The sequence below is a fragment of the Limnohabitans sp. genome, from assembly GCF_031539175.1.
In the GTDB taxonomy this organism is placed as follows: Bacteria; Pseudomonadota; Gammaproteobacteria; order Burkholderiales; family Burkholderiaceae_C; genus Limnohabitans.
In genome coordinates, this window is record NZ_JAVKLQ010000049.1 from 1 (window position 1) to 25,384 (window position 25,384).

Here is a 25,384-nt window from a genome sequence, read left to right on the forward strand (position 1 = left end):
AAACCGTGACGGATGAGGAATTGACTATGATTGAAAACCGATTGAATCATCGCCCCAGAAAGCGACTAGGATTCAAGACACCTCACGAGGTATTCCATGCCTCGTTAAAGCGTGTTGCACTTCGTCCTTGAATCCGCCGTTCATAAAAGCCTCGATTCAAAGTCATTATGAGTCGGCTCGGGCTAAAATGCTGGGCACATGTGGCCTAATTAGGGGCTTTAACTTTTTATTTGGAAATCTCATGGGAAACAAAATCGTCACTGAAGCGGATCGCAAGCGTTCACCTAAGCCTATCGCCCTGCCAGGTACCTCGTTGCCAACAATGGGCAAAGGCCAGCGCATCAGCTTGGAGCGTGGTGTTGCAACGCGTAGCAAAAAGAACCCAGGCAAGCGTTCTTCCAAAGGCGGTTAAGTCCTCCGAGTCTGCGAAGACCCATAAAAAAAGCGACCTTTTCAGGTCGCTTTTTTGTTGGCGCTGATCACACCGCGTCAGGTAGCTCGATTTTGACTTCGAGCACTTCGAGGTTGTCGTGACGCTCCAAGTTGACCTTGATGTCATTGGGATTGATGTTCACGTACTTGGAGAGCACGGCCACCAAGTCACGCTGCAACGCTGGCAAGTAATCTGGCTGTGCGTTGCGACCTGTGCGCTCGTGCGTCAGGATGAACTGCAAACGCTCTTTCGCAACGTTGGCTGTTTTTTTCTTTTCACCGAGTAAAAAAGACAAAAGTGACATGGCTTATTTCCCGCCGAAAAGACGTTTCAGCAGACCTGGTTTGACGTGTTCAGTGAAGCGCATGGGCACTTGTTCGCCCAAGAAGCGGCTGATCACGTCTTTGTAGGCTTCCGACACATCGGTGTTGGCCAAATGCACAGCAGGCAAACCTTGGTTCGATGCGGTCAGCACGGTTTCTGATTCGGGGATCACGCCGATCAATGGAATGCGCAAAATGTCTTGGATGTCTTCCAGCGACAGCATGTGGCCTTCTTCGACGCGGCTGGGGTTGTAGCGCGTGATCAACAGGTGCTCTTTGATCGGCTCGCCGCCATCGATGGCGCGTTGTGTTTTGCTGCTGAGCATGCCCAAGATACGGTCTGAATCGCGCACCGAAGACACTTCAGGGTTGGTGACCACCAGCGCTTCATCTGCGAAGTGCATGGCCATCATGGCGCCAATTTCAATGCCCGCAGGTGAGTCGCACACGATGTAGTCAAAGCCCATGCCTGCCAACTCTTTGAGCACGGTTTCAACGCCTTCTTTGGTGAGTGCGTCTTTGTCGCGCGTTTGCGAGGCGGCCAGCACAAACAGGTTGTCGCATTGCTTGTCTTTGATCAAGGCTTGATTCAACGTGGCTTCGCCGTTGATGACGTTGATGAAGTCATACACCACGCGACGTTCGCAACCCATGATCAGGTCGAGGTTACGCAAACCCACGTCAAAGTCGATGACCACCGTTTTGAAGCCTCGCAATGCGAGGCCGGAGGAAAAACTGGCGCTGGTCGTGGTCTTGCCTACGCCGCCCTTGCCAGATGTCACCACAACGATTTTTGCCATGAAAAGCCCTAAGTTGTTCTAAATATCAAATGTCAATTTTACAGTGCTTGCATGATGAGTTTGTCATCTTGCAGGCTGATCTGCGTGGGTTTTCCCATCAGTTCTTTGGGCAGCGGTGAGTCACCACTGGTTCTGTAAGTGCCAGCGATAGACACCAGTTCTGCCTCTAAGGACGCCGTGAAGATGCGCGCTTGCGTATTACCGCGTGCGCCTGCAATGGCTTTGCCACGCAAAGGCGCGTACACGTGAATGTGGCCATCCGCCATGATTTCCGCACCGGGGTTGACCATGGCCAACACCACCAAGTCTCGGCCTTTGGCATACACGTGCTGTCCCGAGCGCAGGGGCTTGTCGATCACCATGGCAGGCAGACTGGGGGCTTGTACTTCGCGCACCACTTCGACTTCGCGAATCACCTCTTGCACCACAGTTTCAACGCGCGGCGCCACCGGTATTTGCACGTTCACGTCGCGTGCTTCAAACAAGCCTGCGGCACGGGAGTTAATCAATTGGTGTTCATTGGCGCCTCGCACGGCCACAGGCACGAGGTGGTGGGCACGCAAACAGTCGCACACGGCAGGCAAATCGAGGAGGTGGTCTGGGTCATCCAAGCCGCTGAGGTCAATCACCACCGCATCGTTGTCAAAGAAATCGGGGGTGGCACCCAAGCGACGCGACAAATCGGCTTTCAGGGTGGCGGTGTCAGCTGTTTTGAGAAGAAAAGCGACCAAAGGCAGCGTGGCACTTTTGATCTCGTAGGCGTGTGGCGCAGAGGCTTGGCTCATGGATAGACCGGCAGAAAATAAAAGGTGAACTTTACACGGCAAGGTCTTGCCTGCCCCATTAAACTTTTTGGCATGAATTCATTTCCCTTCGCGCGCCGTCTTGTTGCCACATTTCCTTTTGTTTGTACCGCTGTGGCGGTCATGGCCCAAACTGCGCCCACTGTAGATATGGGGCGTGTCGAAGTGACCAGTGGCCGCGACAACGACACGCAGCAGCGCCGCGAATCGACCGCCAGCAAAATCGTCATTGGTCGCGAAGAAATTGAGCGTCAAGGTGACTCCAACCTTGGCGAAATTCTGAAGCGCATGCCTGGCATCACCTTGGGCGGTGCGCCCGGTCGTGGCAGCGGCATTCGCATGCGTGGTTTGAGCCAAGGCTACACACAAATTTTGCTGGATGGGCAACGCGTGCCACCAGGTTTCAGTGTGGAGTCCCTCACACCCGAGATGATTGAGCGCGTCGAAATTTACCGCGCACCCACGGCAGAGACCGGCGCACAAGCCATTGCGGGCACCATCAACATCATCACGCGTGAGGGTCGCAAAGGCATGCCCACGGAGTTGAAAGCGGGCTCATCGTTTCAAGGCGGCTACGCGTCGCCCAGCGCGTCGTTGGTCAAGTACCACGATGCTGAAAAATGGACAGCCAACTACACCTTGTCCGTCAACCGTTATGCCGCACCGGATCACAGCGAGAATGATTTGACCCGTACAAACAGCGCGGGCACCACCGTGCGCCATCGTGTGAGCGACAGCCATTACGGGCGTGAGGGCATGAATGCCACCGCACGTTTGCAGCTCAAAGGTGATCCGGGTGAAACCTTGACCTTGATGCCCTTTGTGGCGCTGTCACAGGGGCGCACGCCAGGGGTGATGCAAGCGACTGAAACGCTCAACGATGTGGCGGCTGTGGGCAATCCCGCCACCGCGAACAATGAAAACAAAAACCACTTTGCAGTCGCACGCCTCAACGGCCAGTGGCGACGCAAGCTGTCGGCGGACAGCAACATGGAGTGGAAATTCAATGTGGGTGGCTGGAACAGCCACAACGAATTTCAGCAAAGCTCAACCAATCCCTTGCTGATTCCGCGTGTGGCAGAAGATTCCCATGTGCAAGACCGCTCCGCCAACCTCAGCGGCAAATACACCAATGTGATGGGTGGGGGACATCAGTGGGTGAGTGGCGCAGAAGTTGAGTCCGTGCGTCGTACCCAAAGTGTGGTGGGGGCCTACCAAGCCGTGTCTGGCAGCGCAGACTACAGCGCCAGTTCTATGCGCTACGCGATGTATTCGCAAGACGAGTGGCAACTAACCCCCAAATGGTCCTCGCATGTGGGGGCTCGCTACGAAGGCTTGACGACCGAAGGCAACACCAGCACCGGTTTGGTAACGAACAACAACAGTGTTTTTACCCCTTTGCTGCACGCCATGTGGCGTCCCAACCCCGACAGTCGCGATCAAGTGCGCATGAGCCTCACGCGCAGTTTTAAAACGCCCACCATGCCCACCTTGTTAGCGCGTCGCACGTACACGCGTGACGAGAACAGCGCCACCAACCCAGACGTGTCGGGCAATCCCAACTTGAAGCCTGAAGTGGCCACCGGTGTGGATGTAGCGATCGAGCGTTACTTGCCGCAAGGCGGTGTGTTGAGTGCCAGCGCATTTCACCGCCGTGTGCAAAACCTCATTCGCAATGTGACGACACAAGAAAGCAGTGGCCGCTGGCTGTCTAGCCCACAAAACATCAGCGAAGCCGTGACCGAAGGCATTGAGCTGGAAGCCAAGTTCCGCATGGACCAGTGGATTGCGGATGCCCCACACATTGACTTGCGCAACAACCTGAGCTTTTACCGTTCACGCGTGCTCAGCATCATGGGGCCAGACAACCGCCTCGATCAACAGCCCAGCATGACCGCCAATTTGGGGGGCGATTACCGCTTGAAAACGGTGTCACTCACCATCGGCGGCAACATCAATTACAACCCTGGGTACACCACCCGCTTGAGTGCCGAGCAGCTGACCACCATTTCGCAAAAGCGTGTGATGGATATGTATGGTTTGTGGCGCGTGGACAGCAGCACCGCATGGCGCTTGACCTTGAGCAACCTTGATCCGCGCAACTACAACACGGGCAGCGTCTACAGTGGCAATGGCGTGGTTGAGAACAGTCACACCCAAAACCGCACTTGGACCAACGTGCAAATTCTTCTGGAGAAAAAACTATGACGCAACGCGACGGCGCTTGGTATGACCGCATGTACAACAACCGCGCCTTGGTGCCCGAGCACGCGGCGCACTTCGACCATTGGCGGGAGGCATCTGCGCAGGTGCGTGCCTCGCAGCGTTGCTTTTTAGATGTGGCTTATGGCCGTGACTTGAACGAAACCTTAGACATTTTCCCCAGCGATACCGCGCAAGACAAAGCGCCAGTGGTTGTGTTCATTCACGGCGGCTATTGGCGCTCGCTTGACAAGGCCGACCATTCGTTCATCGCACCCACCTTCACGGCGCAAGGCGCGCATGTGGTGATGCCCAACTACGCGCTGTGCCCTGCGGTGACGGTGTCTGACATCACCTTGCAAATGGTGAAGTGTGTGGCTTGGGTGTGGCGCAACATCCATCGCTTTGGGGGTGATTCCAGTCGCATCACGTTGGTCGGGCACTCGGCAGGCGGCCACTTGGTCGCCATGTTGCTCGCTTGTGATTGGAAAGCTTATGCGTCTGACTTACCTGCCCATTTGGTGACCAAAGCGTTGTCAATTTCTGGTTTGTACGAGCTTGAATCCGTGCAAGCCACGCCGTATCTCAAGGACAGTCTGCGTCTTACCGATGAGGTGGTGCTGCGCAACAGCCCAGCGTGGATGCCTGCGCCCAAGCAAGGCACGCTCTACAGCGTGGCGGGTGGCATTGAGAGCGAAGAGTTCTTGCGCCACAACCTGTTGATTCAGCAAGCTTGGGGCAAAACCCGTGTACCCGTGGCTGAGTCGTTGGACGGCTTGCAACACTTCAGCATCGTCGAGGCGCTCACACAACCCGGCCATCGCTTGCACACGCTGGCGCTTGAGCTGCTGCAGAAGTAAATCGCTCAAGCAAAGCGCAGCGCCGTCAAAGCCCAATAAAAAAGCCTGTCATGCATGCAGCAGACAGGCTTTTGATGGGGCCGAAATTTGGCCACTGACTGAGGTTTACATCAACAGATGTTCGCCCGCGTTATCGCCACCCAAGATGACGTAGTTCACCTTGCGCACGTCCATCAGCTTGGTGCCGCCGGCGTAGCTGATCGAACTTTGCACGTCTTGTTCCATTTCGATCAGCGTGTTGGCCAGTTTGCCTTTCACGGGCTCAAGAATGCGCTTGCCTTCTACGTGCTTGTATTCGCCTTTGTTGAAGTCAGAGGCAGAGCCGTAATACTCTTTGAACAACTCGCCGTTGACTTCCACGGTCTTGCCGGGCGACTCTTCGTGGCCTGCAAACAGCGAACCAATCATCACCATGCTCGCGCCAAAGCGGATGCTCTTGGCAATGTCACCGTGGCTGCGAATGCCGCCGTCCGCAATGATGGGCTTGGTGGCCACGCGGGCACACCACTTGAGCGCTGACAACTGCCAGCCGCCGGTGCCAAAACCTGTTTTGAGTTTGGTGATACACACCTTGCCAGGGCCCACGCCCACTTTGGTCGCGTCAGCGCCCCAGTTTTCGAGGTCAATGACGGCTTCTGGTGTGGCCACGTTGCCCGCGATCACGAAGCTGTTGGGCAGTTTGGCTTTGATGTAGCCAATCATGTCACGCACGCTGTCGGCGTGGCCGTGAGCGATGTCGATGGTGATGTATTCAGGCGTGAGGCCAGCGGCGGCCAAGGTGTCCACGGTTTCGCGGTCTGGGGCTTTCACGCCCAAAGAGATAGAGGCGTATACGCCTTTGGCGTGCATGTCTTTCACGAATTGGACGTTGTCCAAATCGAAGCGGTGCATCACGTAAAAGTAATTGTTTTGCGCCATCCACAAGCAGATGTTTTCATCCACCACGGTCTTCATGTTGGCGGGCACGACGGGCAAGCGGAACTTGCGGCCACCGAGTTCAACACCTGCATCGCATTCAGAGCGGCTTTCCACGCGGCACTTGCGTGGCAGCAACAAGATGTTGTCGTAATCAAAAATTTCCATATCCCAAGCTCCAGAATAAAACGTTCGAAGATTGAGCGCTTGGCTTGGCCGGTTTTTTCAGGTGCAAAAGGCAGACATAAAAAAACCGAGCGCAAGAATCTTGGGCCCGGTGGCTGATTCTAAACTCTAAAATCTTCGCATGCACTCTTTTGATGGGTTTGACACCCAATCGGCTTCGGCCCCTTCCCACGCTGGCGCGTTTTCCTCTTCCTTGTTAGAGGGCCTCAACCCTGAGCAAATGACGGCGGTCACTCTGCCATCAGCCCACGCGCTGATCTTGGCGGGCGCGGGTTCAGGCAAAACGCGGGTGCTCACCACCCGCATTGCGTGGCTCATGCAAACGGGGCAAATCTCGCCCGGTGGCATTTTGGCGGTCACCTTCACCAACAAGGCCGCCAAAGAAATGTTGACGCGCCTTTCCAGCATGTTGCCCGTCAATGTGCGCGGCATGTGGGTGGGTACTTTTCATGGCTTGTGCAACCGCTTTTTGCGGGCGCATTGGAAACTGGCGAACTTGCCCCAAACCTTTCAAATTTTGGACACCCAAGACCAACTCAGTGCCATCAAGCGTTTGAGCAAACAGTTTCAGGTGGACGAAGAGCGCTTTCCTCCCAAGCAAACCATGCGTTTCATCGCTGCTTGCAAAGAGGATGGATTGCGCCCCAAAGACGTTGAAGTACGCGACCCCGACACCCGTAAAAAAGTAGAGCTGTACGAGCTGTACGAAATCCAATGTCAGCGCGAAGGCGTGGTGGACTTTGGCGAGCTCATGCTGCGCTCCTACGAACTGCTGCGTGACAACGAGCCAGTGCGTGAGCATTACCGTCGCCGCTTTCAGCACATCTTGGTGGATGAGTTTCAAGACACCAACAAGCTGCAATACGCCTGGCTCAAACAGCTGGCGGGGCCCGTGGGTCAAGGCGGCGGCTCTATTTTGGCCGTGGGCGACGATGACCAAAGCATTTACGCCTTCCGCGGCGCGCGCGTGGGCAACATGGCCGACTTCGTGCGCGAATACAACGTGCAACACCAAATCAAGCTGGAGCAAAACTACCGCAGCTACAGCAATATTTTGGACAGCGCCAACGCGCTCATCAGCCACAACAAAACCCGCTTGGGCAAAAACCTGCACACCACGCAGGGGGCGGGTGAGCCTGTGCGCATTTATGAGTCGCCCACCGACTTGGCCGAAGCCCAGTGGATGGTGGAAGAAATGAAGCAATTGCTGCGTGAGGGCCAAAATGGCGATGGTCAGCAAGGCATTCAACATCGCACCGAAATCGCGGTGCTCTACCGCAGCAACGCACAGAGTCGCGTGATTGAAACCGCCTTGTTCAACGCGGCCATGCCGTACCGCGTGTATGGCGGTTTGCGCTTCTTTGAACGTGCCGAAATCAAGCATGCACTGGCCTACTTGCGCTTGCTCGAGAACCCCCGCGATGACACCAGCTTTTTGCGCGTGGTCAACTTCCCGCCGCGTGGCATTGGCGCGCGCAGCATCGAGCAATTGCAAGACGCCGCCCGCGCCATGGGCTGCCCGATTCACGATGCTGTGACGGCCGTGGCCGGCAAAGCGGGGGCCAACTTGAGCGCATTTGTCGCGAAGATTGATGTGTTGCGCGAGCAAACCCAAGGCAAAAACTTGCGCCAGATCATTGAGCTGTTGCTGGACCATTCGGGGCTGATTGAGCACTACCAGTCCGAGCGTGAAGGCCAAGACCGCATCGAGAACTTGCAAGAATTGGTCAACGCGGCAGAGAGTTTCGTCACGCAAGAAGGCTTTGGCCGCGAGGCGGTGGCGTTGCCCGTTGACGGGCAAATGATCAATGCCGACACGGGTGAAACCTTGTCACCCTTGGCCGCCTTTTTGACGCACGCCGCCTTGGAGTCGGGCGACAACCAAGCCCAAGCGGGGCAAGACGCCATTCAGTTGATGACGGTGCATGCCTCCAAAGGCTTGGAGTTCGACTGCGTGTTCATCACCGGCATGGAAGAGGGCTTGTTCCCCCATGAAAACTCCATGAACGATTACGAAGGCTTGGAAGAAGAGCGCCGTTTGATGTATGTGGCCATCACCCGCGCACGCCGTCGTTTGTATTTGAGCCACTCGCAAACACGCATGTTGCACGGACAGACGCGTTACAACATCAAGAGCCGTTTCTTTGACGAGCTGCCAGAACACGCGCTCAAGTGGATCACGCCGGCCCGTTCAGCCTTTGCAGATGCTCAGCCGTCGCGTCGCGATGCGTGGCAAAACCAATCGGGTTGGTCCAACAACCCGTGGGGTGGTGGTGCCGCTACGGCCGCCGCACCCGCGCCTGTGGTGCAACGTGCAGCCCCCGTCAGCAGCGGGCCCAATGCGTGGGTGCGCAGCGGTGTGCAGGTGTTTCACACCAAGTTTGGTGAGGGTACGGTCGTCAGCATCGAGGGTGTGGGCGATGACGCCCGCGCACAGGTGAAGTTTGGCCGCCACGGCGTCAAATGGTTGGCGCTGAGTGTGGCCAAGTTGACGCAGGTTTGATGAGGGGCTGCACGGCCAGATCAGGCCGCGCTCTGGAGGCGGCACACTTCAGGCCGGCCTCCTCACGCCGCGTGCCTTAGGCGTAAAGCGTGTCGGACGTGAAGCAGTCGCGAAAGCTGAAGTAGGTCGAGCAAAAGAACATGGCCGCCAGCATCAACATCGCGGGGAGCAAGGTCAGCGAGGCAAAGTCGCTGTCACCGATCAAGCCCGACAGCAGCGTGATGATCAGGGCGGTGGCCAAGAAAATCACCGACCACAGCGACCCAAACACCAAGAACGCACGCCAATTGCTGATGCACGCCACGGTGCTGAAAAACAAGCTCTTGACCGCGGGCACCCCGTGCCAGTGGACCAAGGCGGGGGCATGCCAAAACACGGCCGACAGGGGCATGTACAGCAGCAGCGACAGCCACATGGCGTTTTGAAACTCGGGTTTCATGACCGTGTCTGCATCGAGCGTGCCGCCCATGAGGTACAGCTTGGCAAAGTCGCCCCCGTCCATCAGGGCCGATACGCCCATCACGCCAATGAAGCAGCAGGCGTAGAGCACACCCAAGATCAGCATGTCGCGCAAGCGTTCTTTGCCTGCGCGAAAGCCGACCGCCAAGATCGCAGGCATGGGGAACTTGCCCAAATCCACCTCACGCGTGGCGGCCATCAGGCCAAGCGTGGCCGCAGGCAGCAAGGCCAGCGCCACAAAGCTGCCCACGATCGGTACCAACGACGACACTGACATGATGGCCATGAACATGAAGAACAAACCGCTCAAAGCGATGGGTTGTTTCCAAAATGCCCGAATGCCTTGGCGGACCCAAAGCTTGCCTGTGCTGGCGGGAACGACGTTGAGTTTCATGGCTCAGAGTGTGACAGGTTGGGCAACGCGCTGACGCAACACGCGCTCGAAGTGCGTGGGGTCGTGCGGTTGCAGCATGCTGGCTTCGCGTGGCAGGTGGAAGTCCCACAAGCGCGAGGTCCAAAAGCGCAAAGCACCGGCGCGCAGCATGGGATTGAGCAATTGGCGCTCGGCAGCGGTGAAGGGGCGCACGGCTTGGTAGGCGGTCAGCAGAGCCTGCGCTTTGGCGGCGTCGTGTGTGCCATCGGCGTGGTGGATGCACCAGTCGTTCAGGCACACCGCCACGTCAAAGAGCCATGTGTCCACGCCTGCAAAGTAAAAGTCAAAAAAGCCGCTCAACTCGGGGGCCTCTGCGCTGCCATCAAACATCACGTTGTCGCGGAACAAATCGGCGTGAATGGGGCCGCGGGGCAGGGCGGTGTAGGCCGATGAGGCGGCGATGTGGTTTTGGTACGCCAGCTCGGTTTGAATCAGCGCAGCTTGCGAGGCGTCTAGATAGGGCAACACCACGGGCACGGTGTCGTTCCACCAAGCCAGACCGCGCAAATTGGGTTGCTGGCGCTTGTAGTCAGCACCGGCCAAATGCATGCGGGCCAGCATGTCGCCCACGGCGGCGCAATGGGCGGGGGTGGGGCTGAGTTCGCTTTTGCCTTTGAGGCGGTTCACCACAGCAGCGGGTTTGCCTTCGACGGTCAGCAAAATATCACCGTTTTTGTCGGACACGGGATCTGGCACCGGAATACCGCCTTGCGCCAAATGCTTCATCAGGTACAGATAAAACGGCAGTTGCTCGTGCGTGAGGCGCTCAAACAGCGTCAGCACGTAAGGGCCTTCGCTGCTGGTGAGAAAGTAATTGGTGTTCTCAATGCCGCCTTGGATGCCTTTGAGTTCAACCAACTCGCCGAGGCGAAGCTGGGTCAGCAGTTTTTGCGCGGAGGACTCGGAAACTTCGGTAAAAACAGCCATGACAACCAAGGGGTTAAAAAGTTCGCACATTGTAGTTTGCACGTTTGTCACGCTTTGGCAGGGTTCGCTCAGCGGTTCGGCTCCAAGACGAGGGCTTCGTTTTTGTCACGGCACAATTGGCCGCTATGAGTGAATCCAAAACATTGCTGCTGGTCGACGGCTCCAGCTACCTTTATCGCGCCTTTCATGCCATGCCCGATTTACGCGCGGTACCCGGTGACCCCACGAGTGCGGCCACCGGCGCCATTCGCGGCATGATCAACATGATGCAGGCGCTGCGCAAAGAAGTGCCCACCCAGTTGGCCGCGTGCGTGTTTGACGCCAAAGGCCCCACCTTCCGCGACGAGATGTACCCCGCGTACAAAGCCCACCGCTCGCCCATGCCCGACGATTTGCGCGCGCAAATCGAGCCCATTCACGCCATGGTGCGCATGTTGGGCTGGACGGTGCTGGATGTGCCGGGGGTCGAAGCCGACGACGTGATTGCCACCTTGGCCGTCACTGCCGCCAAACAAGGCGTGACGGTGGTGGTGTCGAGCGGTGACAAAGATTTGAGTCAATTGGTGAACGAACACATCACCATCATGGACACCATGAATGGCAAAAAACGCGATGTGGCGGGCGTGACTGCTGAGTTCGGCGTGCCCCCCAGTTTGATGATCGACTACCAAACATTGGTGGGCGATACGGTAGACAACGTGCCCGGCGTGCACAAGGTGGGGCCCAAAACAGCGGCCAAATGGCTGCTGGAATACGGCTCACTCGACAACTTGCTACAAAACGCTGCCGCCATCAAAGGTGTGGCCGGCGAGAATTTGCGCCAAGCGGTGGAATGGTTGCCCACGGGCCGCCAGCTGGTGACCATGAAAACCGATTGCGATTTGTCGGCCTATGTACCGGGTTTGCCCGCGCTTGATGCGCTGCACTTGGCCGAGCCCGACAAGCCCGCACTCAAAACCTTTTACGAAACCTATGGCTTCAAAGGGCTGGCCCGCGCTATCAGCGAAGGCACCGATGTGTTGACGTCGGCACCCGCTGCCGCTGCAACGCCTAAGCCCAAGTTTGAACCCAACCTTGGCTTGTTTGACGAACCCGAACCCACCACCTCCCAAGTGACCGATAAGGCCTATGACTGCGTGCTGACGTGGGAAGCCTTTGACACCTGGCTAGCCAAGCTACAAGGCGCAGAGCTGGTGGCGTTTGACACCGAAACCACCTCACTTGACGCCATGCGCGCCGAGATTGTTGGCTTGAGTTTTTCGGTCAAACCCGGTGAGGCTTGTTACATCCCGCTCGCCCACAGCTACGGTGATGCACCCACGCAGTTGCCCATCCACGAGGTGTTGGCCAAGCTCAAGCCTTGGTTTGAAAATTCAGCCATCCACAAGTTAGGTCAGCACATCAAATACGACCGTCACGTCATGGCCAATCACGGCATTGAGGTGAAGGGCTATGCGCACGACACCATGCTGCAAAGCTATGTGCTGGAAGTGCACAAGCCTCATGGCTTAGCCAGTTTGGCCGAGCGTCATGTGGGCCGCAAAGGCTTGAGCTATGAAGACTTGTGTGGCAAGGGGGCCCACCAAATTCCGTTCTCGCAAGTCGATGTGGCGCGAGCCACGGAGTATTCGTGCGAAGACTCTGACATGGCGCTGGAAGTACACCACGTGCTGTGGCCACGTCTGCAGGCCGATGACAAACTGCGGTTCATCTACCAACTGGAAATTGACAGCAGCGAAGCGCTGTACCGCATTGAGCGCAACGGTGTGTTGATTGATGCCCCCACACTGGCCGCACAAAGCCACGCGCTGGGTCAGCGCATCGTGCAGCTCGAAACTGAAGCGTATGACATTGCAGGCCAGCCGTTTAATCTGGCCAGCCCAAAGCAACTGGGCGAAATTTTCTTTGACAAACTGGGCTTGCCCGTTATCAAAAAAACCGCCACGGGCGCACGCAGCACCGACGAAGAGGTGCTAGAAAAGTTGGCTGAAGACTACCCACTGCCTGCCAAAATTTTGGAGCATCGTTCTTTGAGCAAACTCAAAGGCACTTACACCGACAAGCTCGCGCTCATGGCCTTGCCACGTACTGGCCGCGTGCACACACACTACGCGCAAGCCGTGGCCGTGACGGGCCGCTTGTCTAGCAACGACCCCAACTTGCAGAACATTCCAATCCGTACCGCCGAAGGTCGCAAAGTGCGTGAGGCTTTTGTGGCCCCCGTTGGTTGCGTGATTGCCAGCGCCGACTACAGCCAGATTGAGCTGCGCATCATGGCGCACATCAGTGGTGATGAGGCCTTGGTCAAAGCCTTTCACGAAGGCTTAGACGTGCACCGTGCCACCGCCGCAGAAGTGTTCGGTGTGGCTGTGAGCGATGTGAGCACCGAGCAACGTCGCTACGCCAAGGTGATTAACTTCGGCCTCATCTACGGCATGAGCGCCTTTGGTTTGGCCAAGGCGTTGGGCATCGACAATACCGCCGCCAAGAACTACATCACCCGTTACTTCGAACGCTTCGCAGGCGTCAAGCGCTACATGGACGACACACGCGAACAGGCCAAAGCCCAAGGCTATGTCGAGACCGTGTTTGGCCGCCGCTTGTACTTGCCCGAAATCAACAGCCCCAACGGTCCACGACGCGCAGGCGCAGAGCGTGCGGCGATTAATGCGCCTATGCAAGGCACAGCGGCCGACCTGATTAAGTTGAGCATGGTGAAAGTGCAACAAGCCATTGACCAACAACAACGCCAAACCAAAGTCATCATGCAAGTGCACGATGAACTGGTGTTTGAAGTGCCCGAGTCAGAAGTGGCATGGGTGCGCACCGAAGTGCCACGCCTCATGGCTGACGTGGCGCAGCTGAAAGTGCCGTTGTTGGCTGAGGTTGGGGTGGGGTTGAATTGGGATGAGGCGCATTGATCGACCTGTAGCCATCTTGCTTCACGGCCCTCTTTTGAGGGCCTTGTTTTTTTATCACGCAGAGCGCATATCCCAATCGTCTAGACTCCAATGAGCGCGGTGATGTGTGAGGCCTTGGTTCCGGCTAGAGCGCATATCCCAATCGTCTAGACTCACCCCAATGTGGTCAAGGTCGGCTCCTGTGTTCCGGCTAGAGCGCATATCCCAATCGTCTAGACTTGCGCGCGGAGGTCAGTGTTGAAGGACGCTGTTCCGGCTAGAGCGCATATCCCAATCGTCTAGACTTGGTGCAGCCAGTGATGGCCAGCAACATTGGTTCCGGCTAGAGCGCATATCCCAATCGTCTAGACTCATCCACAAGCAAGTGGGCGAGTGGGAGCTGTTCCGGCTAGAGCGCATATCCCAATCGTCTAGACTCCACTCGCCAACGGCAACTACTGCATTTTGGTTCCGGCTAGAGCGCATATCCCAATCGTCTAGACTCAATGTTCGCAAGGCTTCCACCGATCATTCGTTCCGGCTAGAGCGCATATCCCAATCGTCTAGACTCCCAACCTTGCGCAATACCGTGCTGCGTTTGTTCCGGCTAGAGCGCATATCCCAATCGTCTAGACTTGTTGTCGGGCGCGCAAAAAATAGCCCCTGGTTCCGGCTAGAGCGCATATCCCAATCGTCTAGACTCTGGCCTTGAGGCACAAATCCGGTCTTGGAGTTCCGGCTAGAGCGCATATCCCAATCGTCTAGACTTTGATGTGTTTTGATGCGCTCTGCGGCCGCGTTCCGGCTAGAGCGCATATCCCAATCGTCTAGACTTCCCTCGATGTAGTCAACCAAACGTATGAGGTTCCGGCTAGAGCGCATATCCCAATCGTCTAGACTAGGCAGCACGTAACCTCTTGTTTTACAAGAGGTTATTTGCTTTTCGGCGTTCAAAAAACCGGCTGATTCAAAACAAATCAAACTGATCTGGCGTTTTTTTAGCAGGCATGCATTTGCGTCCCTGAAAGCTAATGATGCGTTCGTACTGCTTGTCGGTCATTTGCAGAATGTTGACTTGTCCTCCTAGCGGAAGTGCCTGTTCTACACGTTGGCAATAGGTTTGCACTTGCGTGTGGCTGGTGCAAAAGCGCATGTACACACTTAGCTGGCTGCGCAGAAAACCCATGTCTAATAAATTGAGCCGAAACTCATTGGCCGCTTTGCGTTCGGGTTTTGTCACCACGGGTAAATCAAACATCACTAGCATCCACATGAGTCTGTATCCGCTCAGCATGTTGCAAATCAATCGCGCATGTCCTGCACATGCGCTGCGGGCACGCATGGGGGCGGCAGGTCAAGTGCCGTGCGCTCGTTGGTCAGCACTTGGGCCAAAGATGTAGCCAGTTTCTGTATAGCCACCAATACAGGTGTGTTGCCAGCTGGTGTAGCAAGGTCTAGGTACAGGCTTTTGACCAAGGCGCGTTTGGTGTCAGGGTTAACGTGGCAGGGCTGGTTGTGTTGCAGTTGCCAAACGGTCCAATCAACCACAGGTCTGAACGGCTCCATCAAGTCATCCACCAATCGCATGGCGTTGTTGTCATGGCTATGGTGCAGCCCAATGCTGGGGTGCAAACCTGCGGCAACTACTGCACGGGCCGTGGCAGCCCGCAGCACGGTGTAGCCATAGTTCAGCAGCGCATTGAGCCCGTCAGCGTCTTGATCGCGCCTAAACAAAGTGCCAAACAACAGCCCCCAATATTTGCGTGCGCCTTGGGCTTCAAGATTTTCGGGGTCACCACTGCGTACGTTTTTGGCCAATGTTTTTAAATGCGCTGCAGCTAAGCCTGTGGCTTCTAGAACTGTTGCTTGTTGCATCAGTTTGGCTTTTACAAGTCTGGCCCACAAACGTTTTTTAGTAGGCAATGGGCAGGCGATTTGGGCATCAAATCGGTGGGCTTGCAAGTGGTGGCCATCTAAGGGCCACAACATGCCAACAGGTTTGTGATTGGCTGCGCACAGCACAAAAGGCACGCCTCGTTCAGCCAGGGCTACCAGCAAGTTGTTGGTGTAGCTGATGCCGTGCGCGCTGGCAATGAGCGCAGCCATATCGTCCAGCGCTACACGGCCTAACTCTTGGCGTTCATCGCCTGTGCTGTGCACCAGCATGAAGCCGCGATAGACCGACAGGTGTCTTCGGTCATCGGCAACTTCAACGATGCGGCCTTGCATGCTTAGCCTTGAAAGCCTGGGTCTTTGAGTTCGCCAATGGGGGAAACGGTGACGCGGCGACCATTTGCTTTTTGAAGTGAACCTGCCGTTTTAAATATGTAGGCGAGTTCTTTGCTTCGTGTCCGCCTATCGACATTGGCTTCGTGACATTCAGCGAATGCCATAGTGCCTACCGATGCCATGTAAGTCAGTCGCAAAACGTTTTGGTTGCCATCAATTGTCAAAATCACAGTGTCATCAATGATGAGCCTCATCACTAGCGGTTTTCCAGTAAGGCTAATTTTTTTATTCCTAAGTCTTTGCGTGCCATGAGTGCGTGCGATTTGATAGGCCTCAAATGTAGAGACAACTTCGCCCTCCCATTTGCCTTTTTCATTGCGCACAATTTCGATGCAATAGTTGCTGTCGCCTTTGTAGCCTTTATAAGGTTTGGGTTCGCCAGTGGGTAACACACCGTGACGTGCTGGTGCTTTGGGTTCGCTGAATGCAATGACTTTCAGTGAGCTTTCTTCCAACGTACGAACGCCTTCCACCATTTTGTGTAGGCGTACTTTTCCATTTGCGCCCAAACCATAGGCTGTGTCGTTATGCATGGCTCCTTCATGCCCATGATCAGGCTTATGACTGACCCAAATGTTTTCGATGGCACGTTGCACATGCTCACGGTAGGTGGTCCAAGGCATGGGCATGGTGTCTACCAGTTTGCCAAGCTGCTGCTGGCGTGCGCTGGCGCTGGCTTGTGCAAAGCGTTGCAGCATGCCATGGTCTGTCACTGCAATGACGCAAGCATCTACCGCGTGATGTCGGTGGTCGTTGCGGTTTTTCTCACCATCTAGGCCAAGTATGTTGTTAAGCCCAAACTTGCCACGCAACATGGCGGTCAACTGGCCTGGCACAGCACGCGTGTCTTGGGGGCAGATAAGGCTCATGTATTCCTTGGCCACGCGGCTAAGGTGGCGTGTGTCGTTCAGTGCGCGCGCTAAAAAGCCTTTGTCATCACGCAGCCACTGTGCGTAGCCGGTCTCGCTAAAGCGATAGCGTTTGTTTCTTGGCATCAGTTCGGCGCGTGCCAGCATGTCTTCTGTAGCCCATCCTTGTTTTGCAAAGTCATCTTTGGCTTGCCAAGGGGTGCGGTTGCCTTTGATGCGGTTGGCTTGGCGCATGGCCACTGTTTTGTTGCTCAGGCTGTCATCCAAAGTTTCTGAGAAAGGCAAGATGTGCTCAATCTCCACTTGGTCGCTAAACAGCATTTGCGCGCTAATTTGCACACCGCTGTAAGGGCAGCGTCGGTCGGCCACATTGAAACTCAACTCTTCCCACAAAATCATTTTTTGAAGATCGGCAGTTTTGACACGATCTGCACTGATGTGCAGCAGCGCAGCAATGTCTTCGCGCATACGTTGGTTGCGCTTTTGGTTAGCGGCTTGGCGCTGTTGTTCTTCTTTGCGTTGCTCTTGGCTTTGTTTCAAATCGCGGGCCAGTTCAATGATGACTTCACTTGGGTGGCCATAGCGCTTGATCAGCGCGTTCACCACCGTGCGAATTTGGTTCAACCCAATGTGTACGGTGGGGTTGGCAATCTTGCCGTAACGCTTCTCTGGCGTGTCTTCTGGCTTGCCTGTGCCAAAACCAACATGGCGTTGCAAGTATTCGCCGTAGTAGGGTAGGCAAGGCAATATCTCGCCTGTACTCGCATGACTGATGTTGCTGTGATGGTCAAACCCAGCAGCTAAAACAGCCCTGTCATAGGTGATGACTTCAGCCTTGAGTGCTGGCAATATATTTTGCAGTGCCTTGGAACAAAGGCTGCCGTAGCCTTCGGCTAAGTTGGTGTTGGCCACGCGTTCTGCGGTGGCTTCGTCGATGCCCGTGTTGTGTTGCAACCAGCGCACCAGTGTGGCTTCGTTTTCTTCTTTGACTAGCTGAATAACGATGCTGTCTTGTTGTTCTTCTCTCAGGTCAAACCATGCAGGACCAAACAAATCTTTTTTGCTGAGCATTGCACTGGTGCTGTTACCTTTGAGTTCCGTGCGTTTTTCGTCTTCTAAGTTGAAGTCGCCAGCAAATCCAATCAGCTTTTTAATTTGCGTGAAGGTTCGCTTGGTATTGCCTTCAAGTGCTTGCACGATGAGGTTACGTTGTTCTAGCGTGAGGGTTTGCTCATTCAGGCCTTCTTTCAACAAACGCAGGTTGTTGACCTCTTGGTAAATGCGAAAGCGTTGTTGGCTAGGCAGTGCCAATGGCGCTCGCTCTTCTTCGGGCATGAGCGTGCATCGGCCAGGCTTGACGGGTCTGAGTGGGCGCTGGTGAAGCAAGCAATCCTTGAGTTCTGCGCGCGCTGTTTCGTTAAACAGTTGTGGGTTGAGTTCGGATTGTTTTTTCCAGAGCGCATCAAACTCGCCTTCGATCATGGCCCGATCGATGTAGAGGTCGTAGCGCATTTCGGTTTTGGTTTTGCCATCCTCTCGCGCCACCATGTGTGGGCGATAACGCGCACGCACAGATAGCCCCGACTGATGTCGAGCATTCAGCCACTCACCGACGGTGCGGCATTGTGTGACTTGCATAGCCTGACGCAGTTGGCTGATAGCAGTTTTGAGCGCACCACTGTCGTTCTCTTTTTTATCTGTTTTTCGGTTGCTCTTAAAGCCACGACGCTGATTGATATGGAACAGAGCCCGCGCAAACTCTTCGGGTTTGAGTACTTGGTCAAGGCCTTTGGCGCGAAGCGCAAACGGGTCTGTTGGTTCTAGTAACTTTCGCTCATCGGTATCTTCTGGAAAGAAGCCATGTGCGATGAGTGTTTTTATCATCCGTGCTTTGCGCTTAAGTAGTCTGTCCCGGCGACGGCGCATAGCGCGAGCTTCACGCCTTGTGACGGCAAGCGATGAGCCATCTTTAGGGTTGCGTCCATCGCTAAAAATGCGGACACCCGCTTTGACAATGGCACATGTTGCTTCGTTTGAATTCAGCCTGACCATTGCCCAGCCCAGTGATGTCGAACCAAGGTCAAGGGCGAGTCGGTAGCGCATTTTGTTCATGGAGTAACCGTGCTTGTTATCTAAAAGTTAAACCTATTGTGCTATATTTGATTCGCATAAAACGATTGGGATATGCGCTCTGGACGCTAACAAGCAGAAAGATGCACCAAATGAAAGGGCCGCTATATGCGGCCCTTTATCTATTGACGGCTGCGTTTAAAGAGTTGTACTGACTACGTTTTCAACATCCCTAATTAGATTTGTCACCAACGCACACAACTGCGCAATGTGCGATTCCTCAATTTCCAAATAGCCTTCGTATTCAGCCAAGTTGCGTTTTTGGTGGGCCATGTCCAACGCACGCCATTGGTGTGCGGGCCAGTTCAGTGTGTGGGTGAGGCACTGAAACACGGTGTAGCGGTTTTCACTTCGGTAGCCGTGCCATCGCAGTGCGGCTAGTGCGGCGGCGTGCGCTGCGTTGTAGGCGCTGGTAAATCGGCCTTCGGCAGAAAGGCGGCTAATTTGCGCATCTGCCAGCCGTGTGCGTGCCATGTCAAGCATGCGCTGCACTTCGGCATTGTTGCGTGGTTCAACTTTGAGTTGGCCTATCCGAGCCAAGTTCTCCAGAGCGTTGGGTGGCATTCACATCTCCAATCAAAGGCAGCGTGGGCTGCGCCAAGATGCGGTTCACAAAAGAATCCGGCTCTGCCAAACGCTTGGCGTATTCACGAGGCGTGTAGCAGGTCGGATTTATTTTGCGGCCCAACAAGGTTTCTATTGGAAGTAGCAGTTGAAGAATGTCACTCAGCACCAAGCCATCACCCACCAGTAGCACATCCACATCGCTGTTGACCGTTTCTGTGCCTTTGGCCACAGAGCCAAAGATAAACGCGGTGCTGATGTTGGTGGCCATGGGCTGCAAGGCTTGTTGCAGCAGCGGTGCAGCGCCCATGGTTTTGCGAGTGAGGGCAACCAGCTCTGCGTAAACAGGGCTTTGTGGGTTGGCCTGAAAGCAGCGCAAGTTGCCCACGCGTGTGGACTGCACCAGCTGCGACGCTTCCAAGCGGTTGAGTTCGCGCTGTAGTGACGCGCTGCCTAGCGCCGTGAGACGGCGCAGCTCACTCAGGTGATAGCTGCGCTCAGGCTGGCCAAACAGCCAAGGCAGCAGCCGTGTTTGGCTGTCGCTGAACAGAGATGAAGCGATAGACATAGCCAAATATTAGCATGATCATGCTAAATATTGGCTTAATGATTTTAGGCTGCAAGAAGGCACGGGATAATCCCCCCATGACTTTGATTTCTATTCTTGTCGGCACCTTGGTCGCAGGCATGGGCAGTGTGTGGCTGGCGGCGTTGCTGGCCTATGCCTTGCTGTCGCGATTTACCCAACATTTGCTCAGCTTGGCTGCTGGTGCTTTGATGGCCACGGCCTTCACGCGCTTGTTACCTGAGGCGTTTGAGTTGTCGGTGGTCGCGGGTATTTCTCCGCAGACCATGTTTGCCGCGCTGTTGGTGGGCTTGGTGTTCTTCTTTTTGCTCGACAAGGCGGAGTTGTGGCACCACGGGCACGAGCATGGGCACAGCCACAACCATGCAGACGCGCATTCCGTGCATCACGTACACGACTTGCATGCCCATTCGCATGACCACGACACACACGCGACGCACCATGCACATGACGATCACCATGGTCATACCCACCACAGCGGTGGTTGGGCGGTGCTATTGGGCGACAGCGTGCACGCCTTTGGCGATGGCATTTTGATTGCGGCGGCGTTTGTGGCTGACCCACGTTTGGGCGTTGCGGCTGCATTGGCCGTCATGGCGCACGAGGTGCCGCACCATGTGGGCGATTTGGTGGTGCTGCGCCAAACGCTGAGCAACCCGCGGGCTGCTTTGTTCAAGCTCAGCTTGGCAGGGGGCGTCACGGCCATTGGCGGCGTGGTGGGTTATGTGTTGGTGGGCGCCTTGCAGGCGTATTTGCCGTACTTTTTGGTGGCAGCGGCCAGCAGCTTTATTTATGTGGCGCTGGCCGATTTGATTCCACAGTTGCAAAAGCGCCTTTCACCGCGTGAGACGGCTGCGCAAGTGGCGTGGCTGTTTGCAGGCATCGCTTTAGTCGCCGCTTTGGGCGAGTGGGCGCAGCACTGATTTAAGATTTTTCGCAGGGCAAGCCGGGTGTGTTGCACCACTCGCTCCAGCTGCCCGCATACAGCGCAGTGCGGCCAAGGCCCGCGACTTCCATGGCCAACACATTGGGCACGGCGCTCACGCCGCTGCCGCAATGGTGCACCACGTTTTCTGGTTTTGCGTTGCCCAGCAAGGCGGCAAATTCAGCACGCAACTCCGCGGGGCTTTTGAAGAAGCCTTCTGCGTTGAGGTTGGTGTTGAACGGGCGATTAAGCGCCCCCGGAATGTGGCCAGCCACGGGATCGAGGGGTTCTACTTCGCCGCGATAGCGTGGTGCTCCGCGTGCATCGACGATGGTTTGTGTGCCCGTGTTCAAGCGTGCAGACACGGTGGTGGTGTGGACCAACTCCACCAAAGGTTCGCGCAAGGCAAAGTTGCCTTCAGCGGACGTTGCCGCGGAGGGGTGATCTTCCCCAGCTGTGACCGCACCGCCTGCTGCAACCCATGCTTGCAAGCCACCATCGAGCACGGCGACCGCGTCGTGGCCGCACCACTTCAGCATCCACCACAAGCGGCCGCAATAGTTCATGCCGTTGCGGTCGTAGACCACCACTTGGGTGTTGTTGTTCACGCCCGTACTTTGCAGCCATGCAGCAAAGACTTCACGCTGAGGCAAGGGGTGACGCCCCCCGTTGACACGCAGGGCTGGGTCGTGTGTGGCGAGGTGTTCATCCAAGTCTGCGTGTTGCGCACCTGCGATGTGTTGCGCCATATATTGGGCATGGCCTTGTGTGGGCTGCATCAGGTCAAAGGTGCAGTCAAACACAGCCAACGGCTGGCCGCTGTGTTGCAGGTCTTGCAGTTGAGCGACGGAAATGAGGGTGGTGTACATACAAAATTTCCTTAGGCTTTGAGCCGAGTCAATGTTCTTCGGCGGGGGCGTTGGGGGCCGCGCGTGCACGCAACAAGGTGGCGGTCATGCCGCTGGCCACGATGAGGGCCATGCCCATCCAACCGATGAGCGGAATGTCATCCCCAAACAGCAGCAAGCTGTAAAGCGCTGCAAACACAATGCCTGAGTACTGCAAGTTGGCTACCACCAGCGTTGCGCCTTTGCTGTAGGCGCGTGTCATGCACAACTGGCCCAGTGAGGCAAACACGCCCACGGGCAGGAGCCAAATGGCGTGCGCCCAGTTCCATGCCGACACGCCTGCAAAGCCCATGCCGATGGCCCCTGCGATCAGCGTGCCAATGGCAAAGTAAAACACGGTGCGGGTTTCAGGCTCGCCCAAGCGTCCGAGGGCCATCACTTGCATGTAGGCAAAAGCGGCGGCAAAGCCTGACATCAGGCCAATCAGCCCTGCAAAAATTTGGTTTTGTTCGAGGGTGGGGCGCAGCATCATCACCACGCCCGCAAAGCCTGCCAACACGCTCAAGGCAAGGGGGCCTTGTGACCAAGCGCTGCGGTTGTCTTGGCCGTTCCAGTTGATGAGCGAGCCGCCTACCAAAAACGCCGCTACCCAGACGCCGCTCATGTAGTTCAGCGTCATGGCGGTGGCCAAGGGCAGGTGGGCAATGGCATAAAACCAAGCGCTGAGCGAGAGCACGCCAATGGTCGAGCGCCACAAATGTGCCCCCGGGTAATCCGTGCGCAGCGAGACCTTTTTTTGTTTGGCAATGACCGCCAAAAATACGATGCCGACCACACCTCGGTAGAACACCAACTCAGCGGAGTTGAAGTGCTCAGAACCAAATTTCACACACACGCCCATGGTGGCAAAAAAGGCTGCGCCTAGCAGCATCCAAAGGGCTTGCATGCTGTGAGATCAGGTAAAACTGAGTTTGCCGCGGTACCACTCATGGAAATGCTGCATGCCATCTTCCATGGGGCTTTGGTAAGGGCCCACTTCGTTGTCGCCGCGTTGCATCAGGGCTTTGCGGCCCGCGTCCATGCGCTCAGCGATTTCATCGTCTTCGATGCATGTTTCCATGTAAGCGGCTTGCTGGGCTTCGACAAATTCGCGTTCGAAGGCAACGATTTCTTCGGGGTAATAGAACTCCACCATGTTCAGCGTTTTATTCGGGCTGACAGGGTGCAGCGTCGACACGGTCAACACATGGGGATACCACTCCACCATGATGTGGGGATAGTAGGTGAGCCAAATGGCCCCTCGCTCAGGCAGCTCGCCATTGCGGTACTTGAGCAACATGTCGTGCCAAGTCTTGTAGGTTGGTGAGCCGGGTTTGCCAAAGCCAGCAGACACGCCCACGGTTTGCACCGAGTAGTTGTCTTGAAACTCCCAGCTCAGATCGTCGCAGGTGACAAACTGACCCAAGCCTGGGTGGAAGGGGCCGACGTGGTAGTCCTCTAGGTAGACCTCGATGAAGGTTTTCCAGTTGTAGTTGCACTCGTGCAGTTCTACGCGGTCAAGTGCAAAGCCCGTGAAGTCCAAGGCTGCACGTGGGCCCATGTTGGCCAAGTCGGCCTCAATGTCGATGCCATTGTCTTCAAACAGCAAGCCGTTCCATGTGCGCAGTTTGTAGTTGTTCAGGTTCAGGCAAGGGTCGTGCGAAAAGTGGGGGGCGCCCAGCAGTTCGCCTGAAGGGGCGTATGTCCAGCGGTGCAATGGGCACACAATGTTGCCGCCTGCCGAGCCCGGGGCTTGCGTTTGCAAAGAGCCACGGCCTTTGAGCATCACCGCTTGGCGGTGGCGGCATACGTTAGAGATGAGTTCTACGCCTTGGGCCGAGCGCACGAGCGCGCGCCCTTCGCCTTCATGGGGCAAAGCGTAGTAATCGCCCACATTGGGCACAGCAAGTTCGTGACCCACATAGCGTGGGCCGCGTTGAAAGATGGTCTCCAGTTCACGCTGAAACAGCGCCTCGTCAAAGTAACTGGTAACTGGTAGTTGGCTATGAGCCTGCTGCAGTTGAAGACTTAAATCAGACATGGGTGACCTGACCTAAAGACTCCCCACAGGGAGGTGAGTGAAAAAAATAAATCAGCCCGCAAGCTGATGAGAGAAGCCTCATTGTAGCCAAGGGGTGCGCACCCACCTTGGAGCCGCCTAAAATGTTGCGTTACTTGCTACACACAGATCAACTTAAATACTGCGCACCACGATGACCAAGGCCAAGACCCCCGCAACCACCGCGCCCGCCAGTTACGAAGCGGCTTTGAAAGAGCTAGAAGGCTTGGTGGCCCAAATGGAGTCGGGCCAATTGCCCTTGGCCGAATTGCTGTCTGGCTATCAGCGTGGCGCCGAATTGTTGGCCTTTTGTCGCGCCCAGCTCGACGCGGTAGAGCAGCAAATTCAAGTGCTTGACAACGGCGTGCTCAAGCCTTGGTCGGGCGCGTGAACATGGCCGTTCCAACTTCTGCCATGTCTGTGCGTTCGTTTGACTTAGAGTTTTGGAGCCAAACGCGTCTCGATCAAGTCGAACAGGCACTCTCCCATTGGATCAACCCCCAAGCGCCTGCCGCTTTGGGCGAGGCCATGCGCTACGCCGTGTTAGATGGCGGTAAACGTTTGCGTCCTTTGTTGGCGCTGGCGGCTCGCGAAGCAGTGGCGCAAAGTGACGCCAGTGCTGACATGGACGAAGCCGCTTTGCGCGCAGGCTGTGCGGTCGAGCTGATTCATGCGTATTCGCTGGTACACGACGACATGCCCTGCATGGACAACGACGTGCTGCGCCGCGGCAAACCCACGGTGCATGTGCAGTTTGGCGAAGCGCAAGCCCTGTTGGCTGGCGATGCGCTGCAAGCCTTGGCATTTGAAGTGCTCACGCCTGAGGTGTCCAACATCCGCGGTGATGTGCAAGCGCGCTTGTGCCGCTTGTTGGCTGTGGCTGCGGGTTATCAGGGCATGGCCGGTGGTCAAGCGATTGACTTGGCCAGTGTGGGCCAAGCCTTGAGCCAAGACCAATTGCGCCAGATGCACCGCTTGAAGACGGGGGCGCTGCTCGAAGCCAGCGTGATGATGGGCGCCGCTTGCGGCTCCGCCAGCTCGCACGCGTTGAGTGCTTTGCAGCGCTACAGCCAAGCCCTCGGATTGGCGTTTCAGGTGATCGACGATGTGTTGGATGTCATCTCTGATTCAGCCACACTTGGTAAAACCGCAGGCAAAGACGCTGCGAATGACAAACCTACGTATGTGTCCTTGCTCGGCCTCACCCAAGCGCAAGCTTATGCCGATGCCTTGCTGCAAGAAGCATTGGATGCCTTGCAAGCCAGTGGCTTGACACACACCCACGCGTTGGCTGCTTTGGCGCAACGCGTCGTGAAACGGAATACCTGAAC

22 protein-coding genes, 1 pseudogene and 1 CRISPR repeat array are annotated in these 25,384 nt (G+C 56.1%); of the genes and pseudogenes, 9 read left to right on the forward strand and 14 right to left on the reverse strand.

Features of this window, described 5'->3' with window-relative positions; all coding sequences use genetic code 11:
* Window positions 1-131: pseudogene (locus RMS95_RS08510) on the forward strand (IS30 family transposase); the annotation flags it as partial.
* Between the two features lie 110 nt (window positions 132-241).
* Window positions 242-412: a hypothetical protein gene (locus RMS95_RS08515; RefSeq protein ID WP_199171996.1), complete on the forward strand. Its 171-nt coding sequence runs from the start codon at window positions 242-244 to the stop codon at window positions 410-412.
* Window positions 413-479: 67 nt separating this feature from the next.
* On the opposite strand, the gene minE is transcribed toward RMS95_RS08515, so the two are convergent.
* The 3 genes from minE to minC are packed head-to-tail and all read right to left on the reverse strand — an operon-like array spanning window position 480 to window position 2,341.
* A complete protein-coding gene (gene minE, locus RMS95_RS08520; protein WP_310645294.1) occupies window positions 480-737 on the reverse strand; it encodes a cell division topological specificity factor MinE in 258 nt (85 codons plus the stop codon).
* Between the two features lie 3 nt (window positions 738-740).
* Window positions 741-1,556: a septum site-determining protein MinD gene (gene minD / locus RMS95_RS08525; protein ID WP_310645296.1), complete on the reverse strand. Its 816-nt coding sequence runs from the start codon at window positions 1,554-1,556 to the stop codon at window positions 741-743.
* Between the two features lie 38 nt (window positions 1,557-1,594).
* Complete coding sequence (minC, locus tag RMS95_RS08530; RefSeq protein ID WP_310645298.1) at window positions 1,595-2,341, reverse strand: septum site-determining protein MinC; 747 nt, start codon at window positions 2,339-2,341, stop codon at window positions 1,595-1,597.
* Between the two features lie 72 nt (window positions 2,342-2,413).
* On the opposite strand from minC, the gene RMS95_RS08535 reads away from it, so the two are divergent.
* Window positions 2,414-4,567: a TonB-dependent receptor gene (locus RMS95_RS08535; protein ID WP_310645299.1), complete on the forward strand. Its 2,154-nt coding sequence runs from the start codon at window positions 2,414-2,416 to the stop codon at window positions 4,565-4,567.
* The gene (locus RMS95_RS08540) at window positions 4,564-5,421 is read left to right on the forward strand and encodes an alpha/beta hydrolase (protein ID WP_310645301.1); all 858 of its coding nucleotides are present in this window, start codon (window positions 4,564-4,566) and stop codon (window positions 5,419-5,421) included. Before RMS95_RS08535 ends, RMS95_RS08540 begins: the two co-directional genes overlap by 4 nt.
* Window positions 5,422-5,526: 105 nt before the next feature.
* Here RMS95_RS08540 and RMS95_RS08545 read toward each other — a convergent pair whose 3' ends face one another.
* Window positions 5,527-6,504, reverse strand: coding sequence for a GMP reductase (locus RMS95_RS08545; RefSeq protein WP_310645302.1), 978 nt, complete (start codon window positions 6,502-6,504; stop codon window positions 5,527-5,529).
* Window positions 6,505-6,643: 139 nt separating this feature from the next.
* On the opposite strand from RMS95_RS08545, the gene RMS95_RS08550 reads away from it, so the two are divergent.
* Window positions 6,644-9,025 (forward strand): UvrD-helicase domain-containing protein, encoded by a 2,382-nt coding sequence (locus RMS95_RS08550; protein ID WP_310645303.1) that lies wholly within the window; start codon window positions 6,644-6,646, stop codon window positions 9,023-9,025.
* A gap of 76 nt (window positions 9,026-9,101) precedes the next feature.
* On the opposite strand, the gene RMS95_RS08555 is transcribed toward RMS95_RS08550, so the two are convergent.
* Window positions 9,102-9,878, reverse strand: coding sequence for a BPSS1780 family membrane protein (locus RMS95_RS08555; RefSeq protein ID WP_310645305.1), 777 nt, complete (start codon window positions 9,876-9,878; stop codon window positions 9,102-9,104).
* 3 nt (window positions 9,879-9,881) lie between these two features.
* The gene (locus tag RMS95_RS08560) at window positions 9,882-10,844 is read right to left on the reverse strand and encodes a homoserine kinase (protein ID WP_310645307.1); all 963 of its coding nucleotides are present in this window, start codon (window positions 10,842-10,844) and stop codon (window positions 9,882-9,884) included.
* A 125-nt stretch (window positions 10,845-10,969) separates the two neighbouring features.
* Between RMS95_RS08560 and polA the strand changes: the two genes are divergently transcribed.
* Window positions 10,970-13,765: a DNA polymerase I gene (gene polA / locus RMS95_RS08565; protein WP_310645309.1), complete on the forward strand. Its 2,796-nt coding sequence runs from the start codon at window positions 10,970-10,972 to the stop codon at window positions 13,763-13,765.
* A 51-nt stretch (window positions 13,766-13,816) separates the two neighbouring features.
* Window positions 13,817-14,644: a CRISPR direct-repeat array (repeat unit 36 nt; unit sequence GTTCCGGCTAGAGCGCATATCCCAATCGTCTAGACT).
* 67 nt (window positions 14,645-14,711) lie between these two features.
* Here the strand turns inward: polA and cas2 are convergent.
* The 5 genes from cas2 to RMS95_RS08590 all read right to left on the reverse strand — a co-directional run bounded on the left by cas2 (window position 14,712) and on the right by RMS95_RS08590 (window position 20,164).
* Window positions 14,712-15,017: a CRISPR-associated endonuclease Cas2 gene (gene cas2, locus RMS95_RS08570; protein ID WP_310645310.1), complete on the reverse strand. Its 306-nt coding sequence runs from the start codon at window positions 15,015-15,017 to the stop codon at window positions 14,712-14,714.
* A 29-nt stretch (window positions 15,018-15,046) separates the two neighbouring features.
* Complete coding sequence (cas1, locus tag RMS95_RS08575) at window positions 15,047-15,973, reverse strand: type II CRISPR-associated endonuclease Cas1 (RefSeq protein WP_310645312.1); 927 nt, start codon at window positions 15,971-15,973, stop codon at window positions 15,047-15,049.
* A gap of 2 nt (window positions 15,974-15,975) precedes the next feature.
* Window positions 15,976-19,014 (reverse strand): type II CRISPR RNA-guided endonuclease Cas9, encoded by a 3,039-nt coding sequence (gene cas9 / locus RMS95_RS08580; protein ID WP_405023374.1) that lies wholly within the window; start codon window positions 19,012-19,014, stop codon window positions 15,976-15,978.
* A gap of 156 nt (window positions 19,015-19,170) precedes the next feature.
* Window positions 19,171-19,596 carry a hypothetical protein gene (locus RMS95_RS08585; protein ID WP_310645316.1) on the reverse strand — a complete coding sequence of 142 codons (426 nt, stop codon included), beginning with the start codon at window positions 19,594-19,596 and terminating at the stop codon, window positions 19,171-19,173.
* Window positions 19,544-20,164 carry a nucleotidyltransferase domain-containing protein gene (locus RMS95_RS08590; RefSeq protein WP_310645317.1) on the reverse strand — a complete coding sequence of 207 codons (621 nt, stop codon included), beginning with the start codon at window positions 20,162-20,164 and terminating at the stop codon, window positions 19,544-19,546. The genes RMS95_RS08585 and RMS95_RS08590 overlap by 53 nt, the downstream gene beginning before the upstream one ends.
* 77 nt (window positions 20,165-20,241) lie before the next feature.
* On the opposite strand from RMS95_RS08590, the gene RMS95_RS08595 reads away from it, so the two are divergent.
* Window positions 20,242-21,105 carry a ZIP family metal transporter gene (locus tag RMS95_RS08595; RefSeq protein WP_310645318.1) on the forward strand — a complete coding sequence of 288 codons (864 nt, stop codon included), beginning with the start codon at window positions 20,242-20,244 and terminating at the stop codon, window positions 21,103-21,105.
* 1 nt (window position 21,106) lies between these two features.
* Here RMS95_RS08595 and RMS95_RS08600 read toward each other — a convergent pair whose 3' ends face one another.
* Genes RMS95_RS08600 through RMS95_RS08610 form a run of 3 tightly spaced genes read right to left on the reverse strand, consistent with a single transcriptional unit; the run spans window position 21,107 to window position 24,035 of the window.
* Window positions 21,107-21,976 (reverse strand): sulfurtransferase, encoded by an 870-nt coding sequence (locus RMS95_RS08600; RefSeq protein ID WP_310645320.1) that lies wholly within the window; start codon window positions 21,974-21,976, stop codon window positions 21,107-21,109.
* Window positions 21,977-22,004: 28 nt separating this feature from the next.
* Complete coding sequence (locus RMS95_RS08605) at window positions 22,005-22,901, reverse strand: DMT family transporter (RefSeq protein ID WP_310645321.1); 897 nt, start codon at window positions 22,899-22,901, stop codon at window positions 22,005-22,007.
* 9 nt (window positions 22,902-22,910) lie between these two features.
* On the reverse strand, window positions 22,911-24,035 hold the full coding sequence (locus RMS95_RS08610; protein WP_310645323.1) for an aromatic ring-hydroxylating dioxygenase subunit alpha: 1,125 nt from the start codon (window positions 24,033-24,035) through the stop codon (window positions 22,911-22,913).
* A gap of 172 nt (window positions 24,036-24,207) precedes the next feature.
* On the opposite strand from RMS95_RS08610, the gene RMS95_RS08615 reads away from it, so the two are divergent.
* Together RMS95_RS08615 and RMS95_RS08620 are read left to right on the forward strand one after the other, a co-directional pair.
* Complete coding sequence (locus RMS95_RS08615) at window positions 24,208-24,444, forward strand: exodeoxyribonuclease VII small subunit (RefSeq protein ID WP_310645325.1); 237 nt, start codon at window positions 24,208-24,210, stop codon at window positions 24,442-24,444.
* Between the two features lie 2 nt (window positions 24,445-24,446).
* Complete coding sequence (locus tag RMS95_RS08620) at window positions 24,447-25,382, forward strand: farnesyl diphosphate synthase (protein ID WP_310645327.1); 936 nt, start codon at window positions 24,447-24,449, stop codon at window positions 25,380-25,382.
* Window positions 25,383-25,384: the final 2 nt, after the last annotated feature.

Bases quoted from the DNA above. Each gene is read 5' to 3' on its own strand.
- minD (WP_310645296.1), bottom strand. From the start codon at position 1,556: ATGGCAAAAATCGTTGTGGTGACATCTGGCAAGGGCGGCGTAGGCAAG.
- cas9 (WP_405023374.1), bottom strand. From the start codon at position 19,014: ATGAACAAAATGCGCTACCGACTCGCCCTTGACCTTGGTTCGACATCA.
- RMS95_RS08555 (WP_310645305.1), bottom strand. From the start codon at position 9,878: ATGAAACTCAACGTCGTTCCCGCCAGCACAGGCAAGCTTTGGGTCCGC.
- polA (WP_310645309.1), top strand. From the start codon at position 10,970: ATGAGTGAATCCAAAACATTGCTGCTGGTCGACGGCTCCAGCTACCTT.
- minC (WP_310645298.1), bottom strand. From the start codon at position 2,341: ATGAGCCAAGCCTCTGCGCCACACGCCTACGAGATCAAAAGTGCCACG.
- RMS95_RS08615 (WP_310645325.1), top strand. From the start codon at position 24,208: ATGACCAAGGCCAAGACCCCCGCAACCACCGCGCCCGCCAGTTACGAA.
- RMS95_RS08590 (WP_310645317.1), bottom strand. From the start codon at position 20,164: ATGTCTATCGCTTCATCTCTGTTCAGCGACAGCCAAACACGGCTGCTG.
- RMS95_RS08535 (WP_310645299.1), top strand. From the start codon at position 2,414: ATGAATTCATTTCCCTTCGCGCGCCGTCTTGTTGCCACATTTCCTTTT.
- RMS95_RS08550 (WP_310645303.1), top strand. From the start codon at position 6,644: ATGCACTCTTTTGATGGGTTTGACACCCAATCGGCTTCGGCCCCTTCC.
- cas2 (WP_310645310.1), bottom strand. From the start codon at position 15,017: ATGTGGATGCTAGTGATGTTTGATTTACCCGTGGTGACAAAACCCGAA.
- RMS95_RS08560 (WP_310645307.1), bottom strand. From the start codon at position 10,844: ATGGCTGTTTTTACCGAAGTTTCCGAGTCCTCCGCGCAAAAACTGCTG.
- RMS95_RS08600 (WP_310645320.1), bottom strand. From the start codon at position 21,976: ATGTACACCACCCTCATTTCCGTCGCTCAACTGCAAGACCTGCAACAC.
- minE (WP_310645294.1), bottom strand. From the start codon at position 737: ATGTCACTTTTGTCTTTTTTACTCGGTGAAAAGAAAAAAACAGCCAAC.
- cas1 (WP_310645312.1), bottom strand. From the start codon at position 15,973: ATGCAAGGCCGCATCGTTGAAGTTGCCGATGACCGAAGACACCTGTCG.
- RMS95_RS08610 (WP_310645323.1), bottom strand. From the start codon at position 24,035: ATGTCTGATTTAAGTCTTCAACTGCAGCAGGCTCATAGCCAACTACCA.
- RMS95_RS08620 (WP_310645327.1), top strand. From the start codon at position 24,447: ATGGCCGTTCCAACTTCTGCCATGTCTGTGCGTTCGTTTGACTTAGAG.
- RMS95_RS08515 (WP_199171996.1), top strand. From the start codon at position 242: ATGGGAAACAAAATCGTCACTGAAGCGGATCGCAAGCGTTCACCTAAG.
- RMS95_RS08540 (WP_310645301.1), top strand. From the start codon at position 4,564: ATGACGCAACGCGACGGCGCTTGGTATGACCGCATGTACAACAACCGC.
- RMS95_RS08585 (WP_310645316.1), bottom strand. From the start codon at position 19,596: ATGCCACCCAACGCTCTGGAGAACTTGGCTCGGATAGGCCAACTCAAA.
- RMS95_RS08545 (WP_310645302.1), bottom strand. From the start codon at position 6,504: ATGGAAATTTTTGATTACGACAACATCTTGTTGCTGCCACGCAAGTGC.
- RMS95_RS08605 (WP_310645321.1), bottom strand. From the start codon at position 22,901: ATGCAAGCCCTTTGGATGCTGCTAGGCGCAGCCTTTTTTGCCACCATG.
- RMS95_RS08595 (WP_310645318.1), top strand. From the start codon at position 20,242: ATGACTTTGATTTCTATTCTTGTCGGCACCTTGGTCGCAGGCATGGGC.